The 23,272-nt window shown below is 68.0% G+C and carries 15 protein-coding genes, 3 tRNA genes and 3 pseudogenes; 17 read left to right on the top strand and 4 right to left on the bottom strand.

All coding sequences use genetic code 11. The annotated features are described in order from the left end of the window. Positions 1-41: 41 nt before the first annotated feature. The 4 genes and pseudogenes from D5R93_RS08740 to D5R93_RS08725 all read left to right on the top strand — a co-directional run bounded on the left by D5R93_RS08740 (position 42) and on the right by D5R93_RS08725 (position 5,958). Positions 42-1,505, top strand: coding sequence for an alanine/glycine:cation symporter family protein (locus D5R93_RS08740; RefSeq protein ID WP_243107069.1), 1,464 nt, complete (start codon positions 42-44; stop codon positions 1,503-1,505). Between the two features lie 140 nt (positions 1,506-1,645). Then, positions 1,646-3,172, top strand: a complete 1,527-nt coding sequence (locus D5R93_RS08735) for an alanine/glycine:cation symporter family protein (RefSeq protein ID WP_120204774.1) — start codon at positions 1,646-1,648, stop codon at positions 3,170-3,172. A 309-nt stretch (positions 3,173-3,481) separates the two neighbouring features. Then, positions 3,482-5,015 (top strand): annotated as a pseudogene (locus D5R93_RS08730) (alanine/glycine:cation symporter family protein). Between the two features lie 115 nt (positions 5,016-5,130). After that, positions 5,131-5,958 (top strand): fumarylacetoacetate hydrolase family protein, encoded by an 828-nt coding sequence (locus tag D5R93_RS08725; RefSeq protein ID WP_119836124.1) that lies wholly within the window; start codon positions 5,131-5,133, stop codon positions 5,956-5,958. On the opposite strand, the gene D5R93_RS08720 is transcribed toward D5R93_RS08725, so the two are convergent. Further along, positions 5,948-7,192, bottom strand: coding sequence for a MalY/PatB family protein (locus D5R93_RS08720; RefSeq protein WP_310732072.1), 1,245 nt, complete (start codon positions 7,190-7,192; stop codon positions 5,948-5,950). The two genes, D5R93_RS08725 and D5R93_RS08720, sit on opposite strands and share 11 nt — an antisense overlap. 265 nt (positions 7,193-7,457) lie before the next feature. Between D5R93_RS08720 and gltX the strand changes: the two are divergent. Then, positions 7,458-8,946 (top strand): annotated as a pseudogene (gltX, locus tag D5R93_RS08715) (glutamate--tRNA ligase). Between the two features lie 76 nt (positions 8,947-9,022). Here the strand turns inward: gltX and D5R93_RS08710 are convergent. Then, the gene (locus tag D5R93_RS08710) at positions 9,023-9,811 is read right to left on the bottom strand and encodes a hypothetical protein (RefSeq protein WP_147392859.1); all 789 of its coding nucleotides are present in this window, start codon (positions 9,809-9,811) and stop codon (positions 9,023-9,025) included. Positions 9,812-10,003: 192 nt separating this feature from the next. Here D5R93_RS08710 and D5R93_RS08705 point away from each other — a divergent pair. From D5R93_RS08705 to D5R93_RS08650, 12 genes and pseudogenes are all read left to right on the top strand, one after another. After that, positions 10,004-10,075 (top strand) — tRNA-Gln (locus tag D5R93_RS08705). A 41-nt stretch (positions 10,076-10,116) separates the two neighbouring features. Further along, a tRNA-Glu gene (locus tag D5R93_RS08700) sits at positions 10,117-10,189 on the top strand. A 119-nt stretch (positions 10,190-10,308) separates the two neighbouring features. Beyond that, a tRNA-Glu gene (locus D5R93_RS08695) sits at positions 10,309-10,381 on the top strand. A 103-nt stretch (positions 10,382-10,484) separates the two neighbouring features. Next, a complete protein-coding gene (locus tag D5R93_RS08690; RefSeq protein WP_120204771.1) occupies positions 10,485-12,167 on the top strand; it encodes a ribonuclease J in 1,683 nt (560 codons plus the stop codon). Between the two features lie 8 nt (positions 12,168-12,175). Beyond that, positions 12,176-13,099, top strand: coding sequence for a PfkB family carbohydrate kinase (locus tag D5R93_RS08685; protein ID WP_119836204.1), 924 nt, complete (start codon positions 12,176-12,178; stop codon positions 13,097-13,099). A 98-nt stretch (positions 13,100-13,197) separates the two neighbouring features. After that, positions 13,198-16,221: an FtsK/SpoIIIE family DNA translocase gene (locus tag D5R93_RS08680; RefSeq protein ID WP_120204769.1), complete on the top strand. Its 3,024-nt coding sequence runs from the start codon at positions 13,198-13,200 to the stop codon at positions 16,219-16,221. Positions 16,222-16,386: 165 nt separating this feature from the next. Continuing rightward, the gene (gene pgsA, locus D5R93_RS08675) at positions 16,387-17,004 is read left to right on the top strand and encodes a CDP-diacylglycerol--glycerol-3-phosphate 3-phosphatidyltransferase (RefSeq protein WP_120204767.1); all 618 of its coding nucleotides are present in this window, start codon (positions 16,387-16,389) and stop codon (positions 17,002-17,004) included. 44 nt (positions 17,005-17,048) lie between these two features. Further along, positions 17,049-17,570 carry a CinA family protein gene (locus tag D5R93_RS08670; protein WP_119836203.1) on the top strand — a complete coding sequence of 174 codons (522 nt, stop codon included), beginning with the start codon at positions 17,049-17,051 and terminating at the stop codon, positions 17,568-17,570. Between the two features lie 280 nt (positions 17,571-17,850). Further along, positions 17,851-18,258, top strand: coding sequence for a helix-turn-helix domain-containing protein (locus D5R93_RS08665; RefSeq protein WP_279221425.1), 408 nt, complete (start codon positions 17,851-17,853; stop codon positions 18,256-18,258). A gap of 151 nt (positions 18,259-18,409) precedes the next feature. Beyond that, complete coding sequence (locus tag D5R93_RS08660) at positions 18,410-18,655, top strand: DUF3046 domain-containing protein (RefSeq protein ID WP_119836119.1); 246 nt, start codon at positions 18,410-18,412, stop codon at positions 18,653-18,655. A gap of 225 nt (positions 18,656-18,880) precedes the next feature. Continuing rightward, positions 18,881-20,176 (top strand): annotated as a pseudogene (gene recA, locus D5R93_RS08655) (recombinase RecA). Next, positions 20,176-20,694: a regulatory protein RecX gene (locus D5R93_RS08650; protein WP_120204765.1), complete on the top strand. Its 519-nt coding sequence runs from the start codon at positions 20,176-20,178 to the stop codon at positions 20,692-20,694. The pseudogene recA and the gene D5R93_RS08650 overlap by 1 nt, the downstream one beginning before the upstream one ends. Before the next feature lie 128 nt (positions 20,695-20,822). Here the strand turns inward: D5R93_RS08650 and D5R93_RS08645 are convergent, their stop codons facing one another. Together D5R93_RS08645 and D5R93_RS08640 are read right to left on the bottom strand one after the other, a co-directional pair. Then, positions 20,823-22,277: an ABC transporter substrate-binding protein gene (locus D5R93_RS08645; RefSeq protein WP_119836116.1), complete on the bottom strand. Its 1,455-nt coding sequence runs from the start codon at positions 22,275-22,277 to the stop codon at positions 20,823-20,825. 9 nt (positions 22,278-22,286) lie between these two features. Then, the gene (locus D5R93_RS08640; protein WP_120204763.1) at positions 22,287-23,270 is read right to left on the bottom strand and encodes a carbohydrate ABC transporter permease; all 984 of its coding nucleotides are present in this window, start codon (positions 23,268-23,270) and stop codon (positions 22,287-22,289) included. Positions 23,271-23,272: the final 2 nt, after the last annotated feature.

The following is a 23,272-nucleotide window of genomic DNA, read 5'->3' as shown; positions in this document are numbered from 1 at the left end:
ACGTCCTGGCCCCGGCCCTGGCGGCCCAGGCCGAGGAGCCGGTGAACCTGGAGGAGCAGGTTGCCACCGTCCTCGAGCTGGTCAGCGACACCTTCTACACCTACGTCCTGGCGGTCCTCCTGGTGGGGGCAGGCATCTACCTCACCGTGCGCACCCGCGGCGTCCAGGTGCGTCACTGGGGCACCATGCTGGCCTCCGTGGTGCGCTCGCGCACGGGTGCGCGCGGAGGGATCTCCTCCTTCCAGGCCTTCGCCGTCGGACTGGCGGCCCGGGTGGGCATCGGCAACATCGCCGGGGTGGCGATCGCCGTCGTCGCCGGAGGGCCGGGTGCCTTGTTCTGGATGTGGGTGGTGGCCGTCATCGGCATGGCCACGGGCTTCACCGAGTCCACGCTGGCCCAGGTCTTCAAGGAGAGGGGACGCGACTTCACCTTCCGGGGCGGGCCCGCCTACTACATGAAGAACGGCCTGGGCTCTCGGCTCCTAGGCAGCGTCTTCGCGGTCATGTGCATCGTCTCGGTGGGCGGCACCGTGGTCATGGTCCAGACCAACGCCCTGGCGGGGGTGGTCAGCGCGACCGTGCCCTCCGTCCAGCCGTGGATGGTCGGGGTCTGCCTGGTGCTGCTCACCGGTCCCGTGGTCCTGGGCGGGCTGAGGTCCGTGGCACGGGTGACCGAGTGGCTGTCCCCGGTCATGGCGCTGATCTACGTCGTCGTCGCCCTCGTGGTCATCGTGGCCAATATCGCTGAGGTCCCGGGGGTGCTCGTCTCTGTCGTGCGCGGCGCCTTCGGGGCCGACCAGGCACTGTTCGGGACCGCAGGTGGCATGGTCGCCGCGCTCGTCAACGGTGTGCGCCGCGGCCTGTTCTCTAACGAGGCCGGCCTGGGGACCGTGCCTAACGCCGCCGGCACGGCCACGGTCTCCCACCCGGTGCGGCAGGGGCTCATCCAGGGCTTCGGGGTCTTCGTGGACACGGTCGTGGTGTGTACGGCGACCGGGCTGCTGATCCTCCTGGCCACCGACACCTACCAGCCTGGCAACGACTCCCTCGTGGGGGCGGTCCTGACCCAGCAGGCCGTGGTGGAGCACCTGGGGTCGTGGACGACCTGGCCCATGGTGGTGCTCATCTTCGTCCTCGTCTTCTCTACCGTCCTGGGCTGCTACTCCTACTCCCAGGTCAATGTCAACTTCCTGGGCGGCCAGCACCGTGCCGAGCAGGCCTTTGGCGTGCTGCTGACTGCTGCGGCCTTTACCGGGTGCGTGCTGACACTGCCCGTGGTGTGGGCGCTGACTGACATCGCCCTGGGGCTGCTCGGCCTGCTCAACCTGGTGGTTATCGTGTGGCTGGCGCCCTGGGCACTGGGGGCGCTGCGCGACTTCGAGGCCCAGCGTCGGCAGGGCCGGGACCCGGTGTTCTCCGGGCACGCCAACCCTTACCTGCCCGGTGACGTCGTCGAGGGTGTCTGGGAGCCTGAGGAGCCGGGGGCCGAGGTCCCCCTCCGGTAGGCCCCGGTCCTCATGGCGCGCAGGGCCTGCCGACTGGACCGCAGGACCACCAGCCGCGCCACTGCTCCTGAGGCCTGGTAGCCACCGTTACGACCCGGGGACCGCTTCGGGAGAGCCCACTCGGAAGAACCAGGAGAATCATGTCTGCTCTTCAGTCGTTCCTGACCAGTACCTCCGACCTCCTCTTCTCCACGGTGCTCGTGTGGCTGCTGCTGGCCGTGGGCCTGTACTTCACCGTCCGTACCCGGGCGGTCCAGCTGCGGCACGCGGGCAGTATCGCCGGTGCTGTGGCGGGATCACGGTCAGGGGCGCAAGGCGGTATCTCCTCCTTCCAGGCCTTCGCCATAGGGCTGGCCTGCCGGGTGGGCACCGGCAACATCGTGGGGGTGGCACTGGCCCTGGCCTGGGGAGGTCCGGGCGCGGTTCTGTGGATGTGGCTGGTAGCTGTCCTCGGCACGGCCACCGCTTTTGCCGAGTCCACCCTGGCGCAGGTCTTCAAGGTGCGCCGTGGCGACGGGACGTTCCGTGGAGGCCCGGCCCACTACATGTCGCTGGGGCTGGGGCTGCCGGTCATGGGCGGGATCTTCGCGGTCGTGTTCATGGTCGCCAACGGTCTGGCCATGCCCATGGTGCAGGCCAACGCCATCACCGCCTCCCTGGGTGCTGCCAGCGGCCTGCCCGCCTGGGTCGGCGCGCTCCTGGTCACGGCCCTGACGGCACCCGTCCTGCTGGGAGGTCTGCGTGCCATGGCCCGGGTGGCTGAGTACCTGGCCCCGTTTATGGCCCTGTCCTACCTCCTGCTCGTCCTGGTGATCCTGTTGACGCACCCCGGTGAGGCCTGGGAGGCCCTGCGCTCGATCTTTGCCCACGCCCTGGGCCTGCGTCCCGGGCTGGCGGGAGTGGCCGGCGGGATCATGGCCGCCGTCCTCAACGGTGTGCGCCGAGGACTGTTCTCCAACGAGGCGGGCCTGGGAGGCTCCGCGTGTGCCGCAGGGTCGGCAACCGTCTCCCACCCGGTCCAGCAGGGTCTTATCCAGGCCTTCGGCGTCGTCGTGGACACGCTCGTGGTCTGCACGGCGACCGCCCTGGTCATCCTCGTGGCCGGGCGGCGCGTTGACATCGCGGGAGCGACCAGTGACGACGCCGCTGGGCACCTGACACAGGACGCCGTGGCCGGGCTGGTGGGGGAGTGGACTCGGTGGCCTATGGCGGTCCTGGTCATGGTCCTGGCCTACACCACGATCATCGGAGCCTTCTCCTACGCCCAGGTCTGCCTGGACTACCTCACACGCTCCCCCCTGGCCTCCTACTGCCTTCAGGTCGCCGCCGTGTGCTGTGGCGCCCTGGGAGCGGTCCAGCCTCTGACCACCGTGTGGACACTGGCGGACGTCCTTCTGGGGATGGGTGCCATCCTCAACCTGACCGCCCTGGCTCTGCTGGGGCGGTGGGTCGTCGGTGCGCTGCGGGACTGGGAGGCTCAGCGCGGCGCCCGGATTGTCGGGCCGTCCCCGGGGAGGAGCGAAGACGTGCCTGGTCCGGCGGTCCTGACGCAGCCCGAGTTCCATGCCGACTCCCCCTACTTGCCTGCACCTCTCACCACTGGTGCGTGGCCCCTGGCAGCACAGGGCCAGGGCAGTAGGAGCCCGGTGGTACCTCAGGCTGACTAGGGGCGCGGGCCAGCCTGGGGTACCGTCTTAGAGCCCTGGTGCTGGGGGCAGCCGACTGGGGGACGAGCTCCTGCCGTCTCTTCCCGAGACCGCCGCACGGAGACGTTACGAGGACGAAACAGGCACTCTTCTATCCTCCCGGGATCTTCGTCCACATCACGTTCCACCTGCTCCCGCCTCGCTGGTTCCGGGACGACCGGGGACTGTCCTGCCCGACCTCCCCGGTGCCAGGGCCTCTTCTCCTACGGGGATCGGCTGTCTCGGCTGCTAGGTGGGTCGGGTGCGCGTGCCGGCACCCCTGGAGGCACCATGCCCTGTGGCCAGTTCGTCGTCAGCGCCAGCGTCCTTGACGCGCCTACTGCCTTCCTGGCTGATGTCAGCGACCGGTTCTACACCCAGGTCCTGGCGTGGCTGCTCCTCGCTGCAGGTATCTACTTCACCGTGGGCACGCGTTGTGTCCAGCTGCGTCTCTTCGGGCGCATGATCGCGACCATCGCCAGATCCCGCAGCAACACCGCGGGTGGTATCTCCGCCTTCCAGGCCTTCACCGTCGGGCTGGCCTCCCGGGTGGGGACGGGCAACATCGTCGGTGTCGCCATCGCTATCACGCTGGGCGGTCCCGGTGCGGTGTTCTGGATGTGGGTCGTGGCCCTGGTGGGAATGGCGACAGGGTTCGTCGAGTCCACCCTGGCCCAGATGTACAAGGTCGCCAGCCCCGACGGAACCTTCCGGGGCGGTCCTGCCTACTACATCTCCCGGGGGCTGGGGTCGAGGTTCTGGGGTCGGTCTTTGCCGTCATCATTACCTTCGTCTTTGGCTTCGCCTACGAGGCCACCCAGGCCAACGCCATCTCTGGCGCGCTGGAGGGGACCTTCGGGGTCAACAGGTGGCTGACCGCCGTGGTCCTGGTCGCGATCACCGGCCCGGTCGTCTTCCGGGGATTCGACGCGTGGCCCGTATCACCGAGTGGGTGGCCCCGGTCATGGCGCTGCTGTACGCGGTGCTTGCCGTGGTGATCCTCCTTGTCAACATCCGGGCCATTCCGGGGGCGTTCAGCATGATCCTCCAGGGTGCCTTCGGCCTGCAGGAGGCCTTCTACGGCACGGCGGGTGGTATTACCGCAGCGGTGATCAACGGGGTGAAGCGGGGCCTGTTCTCCAACGAGGCGGGGGAGGGGTCGGTACCCAACGCCGCTGCTACCGCCTCGACTCCTCATCCGGTCAACCAGGGCTTCATCCAGTCCTTCGGGGTGTTCATGGACACCATGGTCGTGTGCACGGCTACTGCCCTCATCGTGCTGCTGTCAGGGGTCTACAGCCCTGACCCCGCGGTGGCGGACACACTCAACGCCAACACCCTGACAGCCCAGTCGGTCGCGGCCGTCCTGGGCCCGTGGGCCGAGGGGCTCATGGCGGTCGTCATCTTCGTGTTCGCCTACTCCTCCCTCCTGGGTAACTACACCTACGCCGAGATCAACGTCGACTTCCTACGTCGGGGCTCGCGCACCTCCGGTCACCTGTTCCTGAGGTCCATGATCGTGGTGGCCACGTTCAGTGGCTCTGTGGCCAGCCTGGAGCTTGTGTGGAACCTGTCGGACATCGCCATGGGGGTTATGGCCGTCATCAACATCGTCGCCGTCATCCTCCTGGGACGGTGGGCCTTTGGGGCGCTGCGGGACTGGGAGGCCCAGAACGCGGCGGTACGTCAGGGGCAGGCCAGGCAGATCCGCTTCGTGTCCACAAGCAACCCCCATCTGCCCGGAGTCCTTCCGGGCCAGGTGTGGTCCACCCCGGACAACGTGCCGGAGTCGCTGGCGACGGCGCAGCCCGAGGACAAGGCCTGACCCACGTGACCGTAGCAGGTTGCCCGTGGCTCCGGCAGGGGCAGTCGGCACCTGCCGACAACACCACCAGGTGGGATGGGGCAGGCAGCCTCCTGGCAGGCCTTAGGCTCTCCCTATGAGGATTGCGCGCTTCTCTACCGGTGACGAGCCGCGTTACGGCATCGTCCAGGGAGTTCCGGACACTGAGACCACTCCCTCCGGGGACTGTGACGGCCACCTCCTGGTCCTCAGGGGGGACCCGTTGTTCTCCCTGCCGGAGGCTACGGGGGAGGTGGTGGAGCTGCGCGACGCCCGTCTTCTCTCCCCGGTCATCCCCCGTTCCAAGGTGGTTGGTGTCGGGAGCAACTACCGTGAGCACGCCCTGGAGATGGGGCAGCCCGGCCCGCCGGAGACTCCGGTCGTCTTCCTCAAGCCCAACACGAGCGTCATTGGTCCTGACGTACCGGTCGTCCTTCCGGGGTGGACCAGTGAGGTCAGCTATGAGGCAGAGCTGGCGGTCGTGGTGCGGACCCTAGCCAAGGACGTCTCCGTCCAGGACGTGCCCGACGTCGTCCTGGGGTACACGGTGGCCAACGACGTCACTGCGCGTGACTGCCAGCGCACCGAGCCCCAGTGGGTCCGGGCCAAGGGGTTTGACACCTCCTGCCCCCTGGGGCCGTGGATCGAGGTCCCGGAGCCGGGGCGTGAGCCTGCCTTCGACCCGGCGGACACGGTGGTGCGCGCCCGTGTGGACGGTGTGCTGGTCCAGGAGGGACGGACCAGGGACATGGTCCGCAGCATCGCCGAGCTCGTCTCCTACGTGTCCACTGTCTTCACGCTGCTGCCCGGCGACGTGGTGCTCACCGGCACGCCCGCCGGGGTTGGTGAGATCCGTGCAGGGCAGAGGGTGGAGGTGGAGGTCGAGGGGATCGGCTCGTTCTCCAACCCGGTCGTCAGGCGCTGACCGGGCGCTGCCGGGCCGCCGTGACGATCCTGCGGACGGTCTCCGCCTCAATGGCCCGGCCGGTGGCCAGGTTGAGGCGGCAGAAGCCGTCCCAGGCGTCCCCGAAGGTCACGCCCTCGTTCATGGCGACTCCTGCCCGGCGGCGGAAGAAGCGCGCCGGATTGTCCGTCCCCAGGCCGCGGCAGTCCAGCCACGCCAGGTAGGTCCCCTCCGGAAGGGTGACCTCCAGGCCGTCTGCGGTGTCCAGCCCCTGGCGCACCAGCTCGGCGTTGGTACGGATGTAGCGGCGTACCTGTGCTAGCCAGTCCTGGCCGTCACGAAGCGCGGCGAGGACTGCCTGCGCCCCCAGGAGCGACGCGCTGTGCGACAGTCCCGCGCTGCGGGGGTCCGCCTCCCACCGTGCCCGGGCCTGCCCTGAGGCGATCAGCTGGGCGCACTTAAGCGCCGGGATGTTCCAGCCCTTGGACACGGCGGTGGCCGTGTACGTGAGGGCCGGGTCCGTGTCTGGTAGGGAGCCGTAGGGGATGTGGGTCAGGGAGGGGTCTAGGACCAGGGGAGCGTGGACCTCGTCGGCGAACACGGGTACGCCATAGCGTGAGGACAGGAAGGCGACGGCGCTGAGCTCCTCGGCGGACAGGACCCGCCCCACAGGGTTCCAGGGGTTGCACAGTACCAGAAGCCCGGCTCCCTGCCGCATGGCGGCCTCGATCCCGTCCAGGTCCAGTTCCCAGCGAGGGGAGCCGTCATGGTTGCGCCGCTCCAGCGCCGGGACCTGTAGGCAGTCGCGGCCGTGGTGGCCCGGGATGCTGAGGAAGGGCATGTAGGCCGGGGTCGGGACGATGACGGGAGACCCCTCCCGGGTGTGGAAGGCGATGACCGCATTGAGAGCTGACAGCACGTCCGGCAGAAGGCTGACCTCCTCTGCGGGCACGTCCCACCCGAAGGCCTCGCGGTGGTAGCGAGCCACCTCCTGGCAGGCAGCCTGCGCGGTCTCTGGAGGCAGGTAGCCGATAGTCCCCTCCTGCGCGCAACGCTGGATTACTGCTGCCACCGCCGGGGCCGTGCCCAGGTCCATCTCCGCCACCCAGGCGCCGATGATGTCACCAGGGTAGTAGGTCCACTTCAGGGAGCCGCGTTCACGCATGACCTCCGGGGTCAGGGCGTCGAAGGAGCGCGTCAGCGACGTGGCTGAGCCCGGGGCAGGGACGGATGCTGGCTCGGACATACCGGACATGCTCCGACTCTACCGCCTCTACCGCTGTCTACCGGCCCGGAGAGGATTCCTGAGGTACAGGTGCACTAGGGTGGCCGGTGCGCCGCTAGGCTAGGCTCCCGTGACCGAGACGACCAGCGTGACGACCGACGCGCCAGAGGTGACTGACATGACTGACACGGAAGCCGCTACCGCCATGGCTGGTTCCGTCAACCCCACCTCCGGGGACGATGCCCCTGTCCGTGTCCGCTTCTGCCCCTCGCCCACAGGGGTCCCGCACGTGGGTCTGGTGCGTACCTGTCTGTTCAACTGGGCCTACGCCCGTCACACGGGCGGCACCTTCGTGCTGCGCATTGAGGACACTGACGCCGCACGCGACTCCGAGGAGTCCTTCCAGGCGATTCTGGACTCCCTGACCTGGCTGGGCCTGGACTGGGACGAGGGGGTGGGGCGGGGCGGCCCGCACGGGCCCTACCGGCAGTCCCAGCGTATGGGCCTCTACCGCCAGGTTGCCGCTGAGCTCCTGGAGGCGGGCTACCTCTACGAGTCCTTCTCCACCCCGGAGGAGATCGAGGCCCGCCACCGCGAGCGGGGGGAGGACCCCAAGCTCGGCTACGACGGCTACGACCGGGACCTCACGCCGGAGCAGAAGGCCGAGCTGCGTGCCCAGGGGCGTCGCCCCGTGCTGCGTCTGCGCATGCCTGAGGAGGACATCACCTTCACCGACCTGGTGCGAGGTCCCATCACCTTCAGGGCTGGAAGCGTGCCTGACTACGTCGTGGTCCGTGCTGGAGGGGAGCCGCTGTACCCGCTGGTCAACCCTGTGGACGACGCCGCCATGGGGATCACCCACGTCCTGCGCGGGAGGACCTGCTGTCCTCCACACCGCGCCAGATCGCTCTCTACCGTGCCCTTGTGGCCATCGGCCGGGCCCCGGGTGTGCCCGAGTTCGGCCACCTGCCCTACGTCATGGGGAGGGCAGCAGGAAGCTGTCCAAGCGTGACCCTGAGTCTAACCTGCTTATCCACCGCTACAGGGGCATGGTGCCCGAGGGGTTGCTCAACTACCTTGCCCTGCTGGGATGGTCGCTCAGCGCCGACCGCGACGTCTTCTCCTCCCGTGAGCTGGTCGAGGCCTTCGACGTGCGTGACGTCAACCCCAACCCGGCGCGCTTTGACCTCAAGAAGTGTGAGGCGATCAACGCTGAGCAGATCAGGCTGCTTCCGCCGCAGGAGTTCCGTGACCGGCTGGTGCCCTACCTCGCTGACGTCTATCCAGACCCTGCTGGCGAGGTGGCGCAGGCCCCGCTGGTCAGCGCGCCGGTGTACGCCGACCTGACCGCGCGGGAACAGGCCGTGCTAGATCAGGCGGCGCCGCTGATCCAGACTCGCATCCAGCTGCTGCGCGAGAGCCGGGAGATGCTTGGTTTCCTGCTTGTTAGTGATGAGGAGCTGACCGCCAGGCTGACCGATGACAGGGCCGTGGCCAGGCTCAGGGACTCCGCGCCTGCCGTCCTGGACGCAGGGATCGCCGCCCTGGCGAGCCTGGAGCCCGGGCAGTGGACGGCAGCACGGATCGAAGAGCTGCTGCGCGAGGCGATCGTGGAAGGCACGGGCATGCCGGGGGAGAAGGCATCAAGCCTCGTCTTGCCTTTGGCCCCCTGCGTGTGGCCGTCACCGGGCGTCAGGTCTCTCCGCCGTTGTTCGAGTCGATGGAGATCCTGGGGCCGCCCCTGCCTGAGCCGTCTGCGCTCCCTGAGGGAGCGTCTGGGCTGAACCTGGGCGCATCCGGGGCTAATTTCCGGGGCTAATTAAGGCGCAGGGCTTAGGACGCCTGACTGAGCCGGGAGGCTCACATCGGTGTGGCGTCGATGCCCTCCAGTCGCAGCCCCGACAGGATGGTGTGCCACTGCTCGGTGGTCAGGCCGGCCCCGGAGTCGCAGATCACCATGGCGGAGAACATGAAGCCCTGCTGGCTCACGGTCCTGGCGAAGCGGTGGCCCTCGACCGGGTCGGACCCGTAGGTCGCGGTGAAGGTGGCCTCGTAGCCCTCCATCGTGGCCTCGTCGTCCCTGACCAGGTCCACGACGACGGGGTCGTCGGCGGAGTAGTCCTCCAGCGCGCCCTCCTTGGTCTCGATCTGCCTCTTGCTGAGGGAGTTGTCGTTGCCGTCAGGAGAGAAGAGCTCCTCGCCCGACTCCCGGGCGACGTAGCCGATGCAGGCGTGGTTGTTGGTGCGGTACCCCTCGATGTTGTCCTCGTCCCCGACGGACTCAGAATTGGCTACGCTGTCGTCCTGATACCAGATCGACTCGTCCTCGTTGTAGAACTTGACGTCAGGGTTGGGCCACTGCGTGGGGGCGGCGGGGGCCTGCGTGGTGGCAGCAGGTGTCGGTGTGGAGGTGCTGGGCTGCCGGGTCACGACCGCTCCGGAGCGGGTCGGGGACTCCTCGGCTGCTGGGGTCTCCTCTGAGGAGCGCGGGGAGGCGGAGGTAGCGGAGCCGGCCCGGGTGCTGCTGTCGGAGCCGCCCAGGGAGCCACAGGCGCCCAGGACCAGCGTGGTCGCCAGGAGCATCGACGCCGCGGCGGTACGAGCTTGGCGGGACCGTCGCAGGCCTGAGGGGGGAGTGGGTGTGTTCACGGGAACCTCTGGAGTGGGACTAGTGGGTGTGACGGAGGTGATTCTAGGTGACACCTGGAAGTCGGGAGGAGGCCAGGGGCCGCACTCCCGCTGTGGCTGCACTCACGCCGAGACGAGTTGGCCGCTGGGTTACCAGACGTGTACATTACTACCCGCTGCACGGGAGCAACCGGCTTTCGGGAGGTTCCCCTGTGGGGTATGGTGTAATTGGCAACACGACTGATTCTGGTTCAGTTATTCTAGGTTCGAGTCCTGGTACCCCAGCGGAGCCTCCTCGGCTCCTGACCACAGTTTCATACTGACTTGCCCCCATCGTTTAGTGGCCTAGGACACCGCCCTCTCACGGCGGCGGCGCCGGTTCGAATCCGGCTGGGGGTACGGAGGCAGAGCACATGCTCGACTACGGTCAACTGCCGTAGTCAGAGGTACTGCGGTCATGCGCCGTGGTGCTGGGCGCGGACTCGTTGTGTCTTCCGACCACAGTTTCATACTGACTTGCCCCCATCGTTTAGTGGCCTAGGACACCGCCCTCTCACGGCGGCGGCGCCGGTTCGAATCCGGCTGGGGGTACCCAGGAGGCTCAAACTGCCTCATAGCCCGGCACAGGTACGGCACGTACCTGTGCCGGGCTCTTCTGCTCGGTGGACCTTCCCGGCTGGCTTACACTTCCGAGGTGACGAACTTTCCTGCACTGAAGGCTCCCGACCCGGTTCCCGAGGGGCGCTGCGTGTCACCGCCCTGGGGGACTCGGGAGGTCGGGCGCAACATGACTGTCTTCGAGGTCGAGGACAGGCTGCTCGTGGTTGACTGCGGTGTGCTCTTCCCCGAGGAGGACCAGCCCGGTGTCGATCTCATCCTGCCGGACTTCTCCTCCATTGAGGACCGGCTCGACGACATTGTCGCCCTGGTCCTCACCCACGGTCACGAGGACCACATCGGCGGGGTGCCCTACCTGCTGAGGCTGCGTGAGGACATCCCCCTGGTGGGCTCCGAGCTCACGCTGGCCTTCGTGGAGGCCAAGCTGGCTGAGCACCGCATCCGTCCGGTCCTGCACCAGGTCCGTGAGCACGAGCGCACCGACTACGGCCCCTTTGACCTGGAGTTCGTGGCCGTCAACCACTCCATCCCCGACGCCATGGCCGTCATGATCCGTACCAGCGCAGGCAACGCCCTGGTCACCGGTGACTTCAAGATGGACTCCCTGCCTATCGACGGGCGTGTCACCGACCTGCGCTCCTTCGCCCGCTTCGGGGAGGAGGGCGTAGACCTGTTCTGCGTGGACTCCACCAACGCGGAGGTCCCCGGCATGATCGGCCACGAGGGGGAGATCGGGCCGGTGCTCGACGGGGTGTTCGCCGACTCCCAGGGGCAGATTGTCGTTGCTTCCTTTGCTAGTCACGTCCATCGCGTCCAGCAGGTCCTTGACGCCGCCGCGCTCCACGGCCGCCGGGTGGCACTGGTGGGACGCTCCATGGTGCGCAACATGGGAATCGCCTCTGCCCGCGGCTATCTCAAGGTGCCCGACGGGGTGCTGATCGACCCCCGTGACGTCACTACGCTGCCTCCTGACGAGCGTGTCCTCATGGTGACAGGCTCCCAGGGCGAGCCCATGGCGGCCTTGTCGCGCATGGCTCACTCCGAGCATCGCTCGGTGACGATCGAGCCGGGTGACACCGTGGTCTTCGCCTCCTCCCTCATCCCCGGCAACGAGAACTCGGTGTTCCGTGTCATCAACCAGCTGATGCGTCTGGGTGCCCGGGTCGTCCACCAGGGTAACGCTAAGGTCCATGTCTCCGGCCACGCCTCCTCCGAGGAGCTGCTCCACGTCTACAACATCGTCGGCCCCGGCAACGTCATGCCGATCCACGGCGAGATCCGGCACCTGGTGGCCAACGGCGCGCTGGCGGTCAAGACGGGAATCGACCCGGAGCGAGTGGTCCTGTGCGAGGACGGTGTCGTCGTCGACCTCGTTGACGGCAGGGCCGCCATCGCGGGACAGGTCCCGTGCGGCTACGTCTACGTTGACGGCGCCTCGGTGGGGGAGATTGATGAGACCGAGCTCAAGGACCGCCGGATCCTGGCGGAGGAGGGGTTCGTGTCGGTCTACGCGGTCGTGGAGACCAAGACTGGGACGATCCTCGCGGGCCCCCACATCCAGGCTCGGGGGATGGCTGAGGACGACGCCGTCTTCGACGACGTCCTTCCCGACGTCACCGAGGCCCTGGCCCAGGCCCTGGAAGGCGGTCGTGCTGACGCCTACTCGCTCCAGCAGGTTATGCGGCGCACGCTGGGCCGGTGGGTAGGGCGGCGGCTGAGGCGGCGGCCCATGATCGTCCCCGTGGTCATCGAGGCGTGACGTCCACCATGACTCGGCTCCGTCCAGCCTGCTTCATCTCCACCGGCTCGGTCCTGATCGACCTGCCCCTGCACGTGGGGCGCTTCCCTGCTCCGGGAGGTGCGGTCACCGGTGTCTCCTCGGGGCCGATGGTGGGCGGTGGCTACACGGTCGTGTCTGCCGTGGCCCGCCAGGGGACGTTTGCCGCCCTGGCCGCTACCTTGGGGACCGGACCCAACTCCGCCCAAGTGCGCGAGTCCATGAGGGTCGACGGTATCGAGCTCCTTGTCGAGGAGCTTGTCGGGGACATCGGCACCTGCACCACGCTGATCGAGCCCTCGGGGCGGCGTACCTATGTCACCACTGAGGGGGTCGAGGCCGAGCCGCAGCGGGAGGACCTGGAGCGCCTCGACCTGATGCGTGGGGACTGGGTCCATGCCACGGGCTACGACCTGGTGCACCCCAGCAGCCGCGCGGTCCTGGTGGACTGGCTCCTGGCTCTGCCCCCTGGGGTGAGCCTGGTTGTCGACCTCGGGCCGGTCCAGCCGGACATCCCTGACGAGGTGCTTCTTCCCCTGCTGCGCCGTACCTCCCTGCTGACCGGCAACCACCTGGAGATGACGCGGCTGGCTGCCCGGATGGGTGCCATCGAGGAGATCCGGGAAGCCTGTCCTGATGCCCTCCTGGTGTGGCGCACCGGGGGGAGCGGCTGCGTGCTGTGGCCGGTGGGGCAGGATCGTGCCGAGGTCCCCGGCTTCGCGCGTGACGTCGTGGACACGACAGGAGCGGGCGACACTCACACGGGGGTTCTTGTCGTGGGTCTTATGGACGGGCTGGACCCGGTGGCTGCTGCCTACCGGGCGAACGCGGCGGCGGCGCTGGCGGTGGCACGCGTCGGCCCGGCACGAGCGCCGCGACGTGAGGAGATCGACGCCCTGCTGCGTCAGGGCTGACCCGCCGGAGGCTGCCGGTCAGGACGTGAGTGGTCGCACCGGTGGCTGGCGGCGTGGCAGGCCGATACCCGACCAGTTTTCGATAGTTTCTGAGCACCATGGCCACTCGTCGAACCGTGAGCAGCTCCCGTTCCGCAGCGTCCTCCTCCGCGTCCCAGGGCCGGGGGGCAGGCCGGGGTGCCTCCGCTCCTGGTCCCGCCGGGAACGAGCCTGGTGGTCCTGCGGGCGGCCGCTACTGGAGCACAGCCTGGGGCTTCGCGATTATCGGCCTGGCGGTGCTGCTGGGCCTGCGCGAGTGGTTTGGCGTGTCAGGGACCGCCGGCGGCGTGCTTCACCACGTTGCCGCCGGTCCCGTAGGGGTCCTGAGCCTGGTGGTGCCGCTGCTGCTAGCGGCCCTGGGTACGGCTATGCTGCGTTCCTACCGGCTTGGAGCGGTCCACGCCAGGGTAGCGGTGGGCTGCCTGGGGCTCCTTGTGGCCGTCACCGGCATGATCCAGGTAGGAACAGGAAACCCCCGTCTTGTCGACGGTATCGCCGGGCTGGAGGACGCTGGCGGGCTGCTGGGCTGGGTGGTGGGCTACCCCCTGGTGGTGCTGTTCTCCTCCGTGGGTGCCTTCCTGCTGTTTGTCCTCCTGGCTGCCTTCTCCGCCCTCGTCCTGTCCGGGACGACGGTGGCCGAGCTGCGTGAGCGTGCAGCCGCCTACCGTGAGCAGCGCCGTGAGCAGGACACCGCGGACGGCGGCCTCGGGACGGGGGCGGACTCGCTGGCCCGGCGCGCCCTGGGACGCGTGCGTAACGGTGCAGGACGTGGTCGTGGTGCCAGGACAGGTGCCCGGGCGGCCGAGACGACGGTCCTGGACTCCTACGACGGTGATGAGGCCTTCCGCTCCGCCCTAGAGACGGAAGAGGAGAAGGAGCCGGGGGAGACGCCGGGGGAGACTAGGCAGCGCCCGCGCGGAAGCGGTCGCCGTCGGCGCTCGGTGGAGCATGATCTCCAGCCGGGCAGCGGCCGTGGGGGAGGGCAGCAGGCAAGAGGGTCCACCTCGGTACTGCCTGGACCCGGCTCCCCGGGAGGCTCCCTCGCCCCTGATGACGGTCCTGACGATGACGGTCCTGCCGGGACCCAGGTCATCGCCAGGGCTGACGACGCGCTGGCGGGGTCGCAAACTTCGGCGACGACGCTCGTGGGTACCTCACCACAGGCGGCTTCCCGGACAGGTGCAGGCCGGGGTGGCCGTGGGGGCCGAGCCTCCGTGCGCTCCGCGAGCCAGCTGGCCGCCCCGGACCCGGGACCGACCGACCTTGACGCCGTCACGGTCGAGACCCCCGAGGTCACGGGAGCCGGGGGAGAGCCCCCGGAGGATCTGGCCGACCAGATAGCCCTAGGCTCTATGGCGCTGCCTGACGGCTCCACCTACAGCCTGCCCGAGGAGGACCTCCTGTCGGCCGGGCCGGGACACGCCACCCGTACGGAGGCCAATGACCGCATTGTCGAGGCCCTGAGCGCCGTCTTCGCCGAGTTCAACGTTGACGCCACCGTGACCGGCTACACCCGGGGCCCCCAGGTCACTCGCTACGAGGTCCAGCGCGGTCGCGGGGTCAATGTCTCGCGTATCACCGGCCTGGAGAAGAACATCGCCTACGCGGTGGCCTCTGACGAGATCCGCCTGCTCACCCCGATCCCGGGCAAGAGTGCCATCGGTATCGAGATCCCCAACTCTGACCGTGAGATGGTCAACCTCGGTGACGTCCTGCGATCCTCGGCGGCCAGGAGGCAGGCCCACCCCCTGGTGGTGGGCCTGGGCAAGAACGTCGAGGGCGACTACGTGGTGACCAACCTCGCCAAGACCCCTCACCTGCTGGTCGCCGGCCAGACGGGGTCAGGAAAGTCCTCCTTCGTCAACTCCATGATCACCTCGATCATGATGCGTGCCACTCCTGAGGAGGTGCGCATGGTGCTGGTGGACCCCAAGCGGGTGGAGCTGACAATCTATGAGGGTATCCCGCATCTCATCACCCCGATCATCACCTCCCCGAAGAAGGCGGCAGAGGCCCTGGAGTGGGTGGTGCGGGAGATGGACGCCCGCTACGACGACCTCGCCTCCTTCGGCTACAAGCACATCGACGACTTCAACAAGGCGGTGAGGGCCGGGGAGATACAGCCGCTGCCCGGCTCCCAGCGGGAGATCAGCGCCTACCCCTACCTGTTGGTCGTCGTTGACGAGCTGGCTGACCTCATGATGACCGCGCCCAAGGACGTGGAGGCCTCCATCCAGCGCATCACCCAGCTGGCCCGGGCTGCGGGCATCCATCTCATCCTGGCCACCCAGCGTCCTGTGGCCCAGGTGGTCACCGGCCTCATCAAGTCCAACGTGCCCTCTCGACTGGCTTTTGCCACGGCCTCCCAGCTGGACTCGCGCGTCATCCTGGACCAGAACGGTGCTGAGACCCTGACCGGGCAGGGTGACGCCCTCTACCTGGGTCCCGGGGCCTCGGCACCGGTGCGTATCCAGGGCTCCTGGGTCACTGAGTCTGAGATCCGTCAGGTCGTGGACCACGTCAAGGCCCAGCTCACGCCCGACTACCGCGAGGACGTCGTCGTCCCAGAGGCCCGCAAGCAGATCGACGAGGAGATCGGTGACGATATGGACCTGCTGCTGCAGGCCACCGAGCTCATCGTCTCCAGCCAGTTCGGCTCGACGTCGATGCTGCAGCGCAAGCTGCGGGTGGGCTTTGCCAAGGCTGGACGGCTCATGGACCTGTTGGAGTCGCGTGAGGTCGTCGGCCCCTCCGAGGGCTCTAAGGCCCGTGAGGTCCTGGTGGCCCCGGAGCAGCTGGAGGAGACCCTGGCGTGGATCAAGGGCGACGCCGCCGCTCCCGGGAGTGGTACCCAGTCAGCGGGCAGTGCCGCGGAGGCCGTGGGGGCTGAGGATTCCGGGCAGGACGCCTCCCGGGACGTGCAGGAGGCGGGACGTGGGGCCACGTCCTCCTCTCCTCGGCGCTACAGTACGGATCCCCTGGAGGCAGGTTCGGGTGCTCCTGAGGCGGAGCCGTGGGACGACTCTGTCGAGGAGGACTCTGAGGACGCCTGGTCTCTGACCGGTCGTGGTCCCTCGTGGTAGGTGCCCTGGCCCGGAGCTCCTGGAGCTACTGACGGGGTACCGGCGGGTGCCGTAGCAGGCGCGCTGGCGGGTGTGGTGCTCGACGCCTTGTCGCCTTCTGCCTCATCTGCCCGGGCCGGGGGCGTTCGGCCCCGTTGCGAAGTGAGGGAGGCTACGCTGTCCCCGATGAGCGCTACCCCGGCCACGGGCCCCGACCCGCAGTCTGAGCAGGTCCCCCTGCTTAACATCGCCAACGTCCTGACCATCCTGCGACTGCTTCTTGTCCCAGTCTTCGTCTGGCTCATGCTGCTTCCAGGAGGTGCCGCGCGGGTGGCTGCCCTCCTGGTCTTCTGCGTCGCGGCCGGCACCGACCGTCTTGACGGGCAGCTGGCCCGGTCCCGGAACTTGGTAACCAGCTTCGGGAAGCTGGCTGACCCGGTGGCGGACAAGGCCCTGACGCTGTCGGCCTTCGTCCTTCTCAGCGCTGACGGAACTCTGTGGTGGTGGGTGACCGCGCTGATCGTGCTGCGGGAGCTGGGGATCACAGTGATGCGCTTCTTTATGCTGCGTCGTGCTGTCATGGCGGCATCACGTGGCGGCAAGGTCAAGACGACCCTTCAGATGGCCGGGGTGATCGGGCTGCTTGCTCCCTGGGATCTGTTCCTGCCCGCCTTCGTGGCTGGGCTCCTTGTTCAGGTCTTCTACGGGGTTATTGCCGCCGCCCTGGTGGTCACGGTGGTGACCGGTCTGGACTACGTGCGTCAGGCGGTGGCCCTGTCCCGTGCGCAGGTGGAACAGGGGTGAGCGGAGCCATGACGACAGGCATGACTAAGGACGTGACTAAGGAGATGACTGAGGAGCTGCGACAGGCTGCGGAGCGTCTGCTGGACGAGGCTGGCCGACGGCGACTGACCCTGGCGGTGGCGGAGTCCCTGACCGGAGGCATGGTGGCCTCTGCTCTTGCTGACGTGCCTGGCGCCTCTCGTGTGCTCGTCGGTGCCGTCGTAGCCTACGCCATGAGGGTCAAGAGCCAGGTCCTCGGCGTTGACCCGGTGCGCCTGGCCGAGGTCGGCCCGGTGGACAGTGTCGTTGCCGAGCAGATGGCGGCGGGGGTGTCGCGCCTTATGGGTGCCGACCTCGGTGTGGCCACAACCGGTGTCGCAGGACCGGGCGGTGCCGACGGTCACGAGGCGGGTACGGTCCACCTTGCGGTGGTCTCCGGCTGGGGTACGCGGCTCCAGGAGCTGCACCTTCCGGGTGGGCGGACCCAGGTGCGGTGCACGACGACGCTCAGGGCACTGGAGATGGTGACGCAGCTCCTGACCTCTGGTGTGCCGGGTGAGGGCGGTCGGCAGGCCAAGGAGGGCTGACCTTCCGGGAGCGTGCGCACGGAGGGGCTGGGCCGCCCGCGCGGCTCGTCCCCGATCAGCGCCGCCCTCCTGTGCGCAGGTGCACGGTCTAGGTCCGGGCTGACAGGGGCCAGTTGCCGGGGGTGTCCCGCACACAGGTGCACAACTGTACGACAAGGGTGCGGCTAAGAGGTTTTTAAGACTTCTTTCAGGAAGGGCAGTGAGGATCGTTGTGACGTCTTCGGAGGCTGTGTTGACGAAGACGGGAATGAATCCACGACGCGAATGGTTGTGCCAGATGATGAACAACGTGACTCGCACCCGCACCACCCGTCCGCTCAGCAAGATGCCGATGCAGGGCGTGTCCGCAACGGGCTATGCTGCTGCCGTGGACACGACCAAGCAAGACAATGTTCTCCTGCGCCGGGAGATCGGCGAGGTGCTCCGTTCTGTGCGTCAGCACCAGGGTCGCACTCTTCGTGAGGTCTCCAGCCAGGCGCGTGTGTCCCTGGGCTACCTGTCCGAGGTGGAGAGGGGGCAGAAGGAGGCTTCATCTGAGCTGCTGGCCTCGATCTGCCAGGCACTGGGGGCGCCGCTGTCCACGGTGCTGCGTGAGGTCTCTGACAGGATCGCCCTGACTGAGGGCGTCGTCATCCCTGACACTGTCCCTGATGAGCTGATCCGTCAGCAGAGTGCCTCCCTGCGCTGACCTCGTCCTGGGTCCTTCCTCCCCGCCGCTGCGCGCTGGTGCGTTCTCAGGTCCCCGAGCCGCTGAGCGCGGTCCGGGGACCTGCCGCTGTCTTCCGGGAGGGTCTGCGCGGTCCGGGGGCTCGCGGACGTGCTGGTGGCGGGAGGCCTAGGTGAGGCACTCGGAGTTCTGGGAGGCGGTGGAGACGGTCTTCGGCTCCAGTTACGGTCGTTCCCTGGCGCAGGACCTGGTCCTGCCCGGTCTGGGGGCGACCTGTGTGGAGGCGCTGGCTGACGGCGTCGCTCCCCGGAGGGTGTGGCACGCTTTGTGTGACGAGACACAGCGAAGTGACGCGGAACGGTGGGTGCTGCGTGACGACTCCCGGAGGCGGTCCCGCTTCTATGACGAGACTCTGTGACGCGTTGACACGCCGGTCTGGGACGCCTCGTAGTCGAACACGTGTTCGGGTACTCTTCTCCACAGACGACGCTGCTGCTTCATGGCTCCACAGGATGTCCAGGGGCAGCCTTACGTGTCAGTGGTCAGGCATACCGTCGTCTGCGAGCCCCGGCGAGGGGACCTCAGCAATGACCAGCCATGCCCGCCGCGGCTGAGAGCCGCCCGACTACCCGAGGTAGAGCACATGCCAGCAGCCACCCAGACCCAGGACCGTTCCAAGGCCCTGGCCACCGCACTCGCACAGATCGACAAGTCCTTCGGCAAAGGCTCCGTCATGCGCCTGGGCGACGACACGCGTCCACCGGTGTCCGTCATTCCCACCGGCTCGGTCGCCCTGGACGTGGCACTGGGTGTGGGGGGGCTTCCCCGGGGCCGTATTATCGAGGTCTACGGGCCTGAGTCCTCGGGGAAGACGACCGTAGCCCTCCACGCCGTGGCCAGCGCGCAGGCTGCCGGTGGCAACGCGGCCTTCATCGACGCCGAGCACGCCCTGGACCCGGTCTACGCCCAGGCCCTGGGGTGGACATCGACAACCTCCTGGTCTCCCAGCCTGACACTGGTGAGCAGGCCCTGGAGATCACCGACATGCTGGTGCGCTCGGGAGGACTGGACATTATTGTCATCGACTCCGTGGCCGCCCTGGTGCCCAAGGCTGAGATCGAGGGGAGATGGGGGACTCCCACGTCGGTCTGCAGGCCCGGCTGATGAGCCAGGCACTGCGCAAGATCACCGGAGCGCTGTCCTCGACAGGCACCACGGCGATCTTTATCAACCAGCTGCGGGAGAAGATCGGCGTCTTCTTCGGTAACCCGGAGACCACCACCGGTGGTAAGGCGCTGAAGTTCTACTCCTCGGTGCGCCTGGACGTGCGCCGTACCCAGACCCTCAAGGACGGTGACCAGCCCGTGGGCAACCGGACCCGGGTCAAGGTTGTCAAGAACAAGATGGCCCCGCCCTTCAAGCAGGCTGAGTTCGACATCCTCTACGGCCAGGGGATCTCCCGGGAGGGGAGCTTGCTGGACCTGGGGGTCGAGCACGCGGTAGTGCGCAAGTCCGGTGCCTGGTTTACCTATGGGGAAGACCAGCTGGGGCAGGGCAAGGAGAATGCGCGAGCCTTTCTCAAGGATAACCCCAGCTCGCTGCGGAGATCGAGGAGAAGATCCTGGCTGCCCTGGGCATTGGCGAGCCCGGGCGCCGGGCTCGTGAGGAGGCCGCCCAGGAGGAGGCACAGGCCGCCCTTCAGGCCGCGGGCGGGGGTGCAGCCGTCTCGCCCCAGACTGACCCACCCGCTGAGACGGCGCGAGCGCGGGGGCGGGGCAGGAAGACCTCGCGGGAGCCCGCAGGACGGGCCAAGGGTCCTGCCACCAGAGGCGGTGGCAGACAGGCCACGGAGGCTGTGACGGCAGCAGCCGCCAAGCCCTCCACGGGCCCCGCAGAGGCCGCAGAGACCATCTTCGGCGAGGACGCGGGCGGCTTCTGATGCCGTGGCTTACTGCGGACTCCCGTACCGAGGAGGTCGAGGCCGCCCGTGATATCGTCCTGCGCCGCCTCGATCGCAGCGCGGTGCCCCGGGCCGCCCTGGCCTCCCTGCTGGAGCGCAAGGACGTGGACCCCTCTGTCGCCGCAGAGGTCCTGGACCGGCTGGAGGCGGCGGGAGTTGTTGACGACCAGGCCTATGCCGCCACCCTGGCTCGCACGCGGTTCGCAGAGAAAGGCGTGGCAAGGCGGGCTGTCGCCGAGGAGCTGCGGCGCAAGGGTGTAGAGGAGGCGGCCGTCTCCTGCGCCCTGGAGCAGATCACGCCTGAGGACGAGGAGGCGGCAGCGCTGCGCCTGGCACGCAGGCGTGCGGCCACCATGACCGATCTTCCGACTGCCGTGTGTAGGCGGCGTCTCATCGCCTACCTGGGACGCAAGGGGTACGGCCGCGAGTTGAGCCTGCGTGCCGTCGCCCTGGCGGTTCCGGAGGCCGGAGACGACTCTGAGGAGGAGCTCGCGTAAGGGTGCCCTGAGATGCGTTCGCCCCGGTGCCCCTTTTTCAGGGGCTACCGGGGCGAGCTGCATGCTGCCTCTCGCGTGAGCACCGTGGCGGTGCCCAGTGGTGGCGTCAGGTGCAGTCCGGCTGTCGGCTACCCCTCGTCCTCGTGCGTGGAGGTCTCGAAGAGCAGGTTCACCTGCTCGTTGTACCCGGTGAGGGAGGAGGCCGGGACCCCGTTGGCCCACACGTCCTCCATCGCGGGCGTCATGATCGCGGTGACGTCGGAGCCAAAGTAGGTCAGGGGGAAGAAGAAGGTGGTGCCTTCCTCCACGTGCTGGGTGAAGGGCTGCGTGGGCAGGCCCGTCTCCTCGAACACGGCCACAGCCTTCTGGGTGGACGAGGCGATCGCCGGGAAGACCACGCCCTGGGCGGCGATAATGTCCTGCGCTTCAGCGGTGCCCAGGAACGCCACCCACTTGGAGGCGGCCTCGATCTTCGTGGACTGCTTGACGATCGAGTCTCCCAGCCCGTTGAACAGGGAGGCGGAGGTGCCGCTGGGTCCCCTGGGGGTCGTGGTGATCCCGATACTGACGTCCAGGCCCGCGAAGGTGTTGAACATCCAGGCGCCGTGGATCGCCAGGGCCACCTTTCCCGAGCCGATCTGGACATCGGTGCCAGTGGCGTCGGAGAAGGCGCCGTTGGGATTCATGTATCCCTTGCGCACCAGGCCGAAGTACCAGTCGATGGTCTTCTGGAACTCGGGGTCGTCATAGCGGTAGCGGGTGCCCCAGGTCTCCTGGTCGGTGTACATCCAGCTCCCCAGGGAACCGGTGAAGGGGCTCCACTGGGTCTGGCCGTCAGAGCCGCCGGAGTCCTGGATACCGATGCCGTAGGTGGCGACATGTGCAGGGTCGAAGCCTTCCTCGTCCCCGCGCACGCCGTTGCGGTCCACGGTGAGCCTGGCCAGGACCTTCTCGAAGGTGCCCCCGTCATCAGGGTTCCATTCCCAGGTCGCCAGGTCCTCCTCGGTCAGGCCGGCCTCGGCCACCATGTCCTTGTTGTAGAAGACGGCCTCGGTGTCCCAGTCCTTGGGGCAGCCGTACTGGTGGCCGTCCTCGCCCTTCCACAGGTCGATCAGACCCTCCTGGAAGGCCGACTCGTCAACCTCGGCCCAGGCGGGCTGCTCCTCCAGGGGGACCAGGACGTCCAGGTCCGCGAGCTGGGCGAACCGGGCGATGTGGTCGGTGAAGACGTCCGGGGCGGTTCCCGCCAGGAGGCCTGCGGTCAGCTTGGTCCAGTAGTCGTCCCAGCCGAGCTGGGTGATGCGCACCCTGATCCCGGTCTTCTCCTCGAAGACGTCTGCGCACTGCTGGTATCCGGGCAGCTGGCTGGCGTCCCAGAGCCAGTAGTCGATCGTGCTGGAGTCGGTGCTGGCTCCTGTGCTGGAAGATCCCTGGGCGCAGGCGCCCAGGGTCAGGGCGGTGGCGGAGGCGGCCAGGGCTGACAGTGCGGTGCGCCGGGTCAGCAGAAGGCGCGACGGTGTTGCGGCGCTGCCGGAGGCGTCGGTGCGTGCGAAGCCAGTGTGTCTGAAGAATGTGGAGGTCATCGTTGTTCCTCACTTGATCCCGGTGAAGCCGATGGAGTTGACGATGCGCCTGGCCGCAGCCATGAACAGCAGCAGCATGGGCAGGGCTGCCACCAGGGTGGCTGCCATGAGGCCGGACCAGTCGGGACCGGTCTGGGGGGTCTGGGACTTGAAGACGGCCACGGCAACGGTCAGCACCTGGGAGGAGTCGGTGTAGGACACCAGCAGGGGCCAGAAGTAGTCGTTCCAGGCGGTGATGTAGGTCAGGATCGCCAGCGTGGTGATCGGGGCCCTTGCCATGGGAAGGATCAGCTGGAAGAACACGCGGATCTTTGAGGCGCCGTCCAGCAGGGCAGCCTCCTCCAGCTCACGGGGGATGTTCATGAAGAACTGCTTGAGGAAGAAGACCGCAAAAGGGGTCATGAACATCGTCGGCATGGCCACACCCAGCAGGGTGTCGATGAGTCCCAGCTGCCTGACGAGCACGAAGTTCGGCAGGAGGGTGAAGATCGAGGGAACCATGAGCGCGGCCAGGAAGACTGAGAAGACGGTGTCGCGGCCCGGCCAGCGCAGGCGAGCGAAGGAGTAGGCCGCCATGGCAGAGAAGAAGACCTGGCAGACGGTGACCAGGGTGGCCACGATGACGGAGTTGCGCAGGTAGAGCCAGAAGTTCATCGAGGCGCCCGAGCCGCCGTCAGCGATGGCCTCCTCAGTGGACTGCATGCCGAAGACCCGGGCGAACCCGCGCAGATTGGTGTCCACCGGCAGCACGGAGGTGGGGTCCGAGGCCAGCCCGGTGTTGGAGGACAGGGCGGTGCGCAGTACCCAGTAGAAGGGCAGGATCGTCATAATGATGATCAGGGACATGGCGACCCAGGCCAGTGCGCGTCCCAGGTTGAGGCGCCGCTGCTGGGCGGCGACGGTGCCAGGTGCTGCGGCCTGCGAGGTGCGGCGCTCCCGGTTGCCGCTGGAGGCCTCGGCCACGGTGGTGGTGCTGGTGGTGCTGGTGCTCATCG

This window comes from Actinomyces lilanjuaniae (genome assembly GCF_003606385.1).
Lineage (GTDB): Bacteria > Actinomycetota > Actinomycetes > Actinomycetales > Actinomycetaceae > Actinomyces > Actinomyces lilanjuaniae.
This window is presented reverse-complemented; position numbering and strand designations above follow the sequence as displayed.

Excerpts from the sequence above, each read along its gene's own strand:
- D5R93_RS08640 (WP_120204763.1), bottom strand. The coding sequence starts at position 23,270 with ATGAGCACCAGCACCACCAGCACCACCACCGTGGCCGAGGCCTCCAGC.
- D5R93_RS08725 (WP_119836124.1), top strand. The coding sequence starts at position 5,131 with ATGAGGATTGCGCGCTTCTCTACCGGTGACGAGCCGCGTTACGGCATC.
- D5R93_RS08685 (WP_119836204.1), top strand. The coding sequence starts at position 12,176 with ATGACTCGGCTCCGTCCAGCCTGCTTCATCTCCACCGGCTCGGTCCTG.
- D5R93_RS08680 (WP_120204769.1), top strand. The coding sequence starts at position 13,198 with ATGGCCACTCGTCGAACCGTGAGCAGCTCCCGTTCCGCAGCGTCCTCC.
- D5R93_RS08735 (WP_120204774.1), top strand. The coding sequence starts at position 1,646 with ATGTCTGCTCTTCAGTCGTTCCTGACCAGTACCTCCGACCTCCTCTTC.
- pgsA (WP_120204767.1), top strand. The coding sequence starts at position 16,387 with ATGAGCGCTACCCCGGCCACGGGCCCCGACCCGCAGTCTGAGCAGGTC.
- D5R93_RS08650 (WP_120204765.1), top strand. The coding sequence starts at position 20,176 with ATGCCGTGGCTTACTGCGGACTCCCGTACCGAGGAGGTCGAGGCCGCC.
- D5R93_RS08670 (WP_119836203.1), top strand. The coding sequence starts at position 17,049 with ATGACTGAGGAGCTGCGACAGGCTGCGGAGCGTCTGCTGGACGAGGCT.
- D5R93_RS08665 (WP_279221425.1), top strand. The coding sequence starts at position 17,851 with ATGAACAACGTGACTCGCACCCGCACCACCCGTCCGCTCAGCAAGATG.
- D5R93_RS08720 (WP_310732072.1), bottom strand. The coding sequence starts at position 7,192 with ATGTCCGGTATGTCCGAGCCAGCATCCGTCCCTGCCCCGGGCTCAGCC.
- D5R93_RS08645 (WP_119836116.1), bottom strand. The coding sequence starts at position 22,277 with ATGACCTCCACATTCTTCAGACACACTGGCTTCGCACGCACCGACGCC.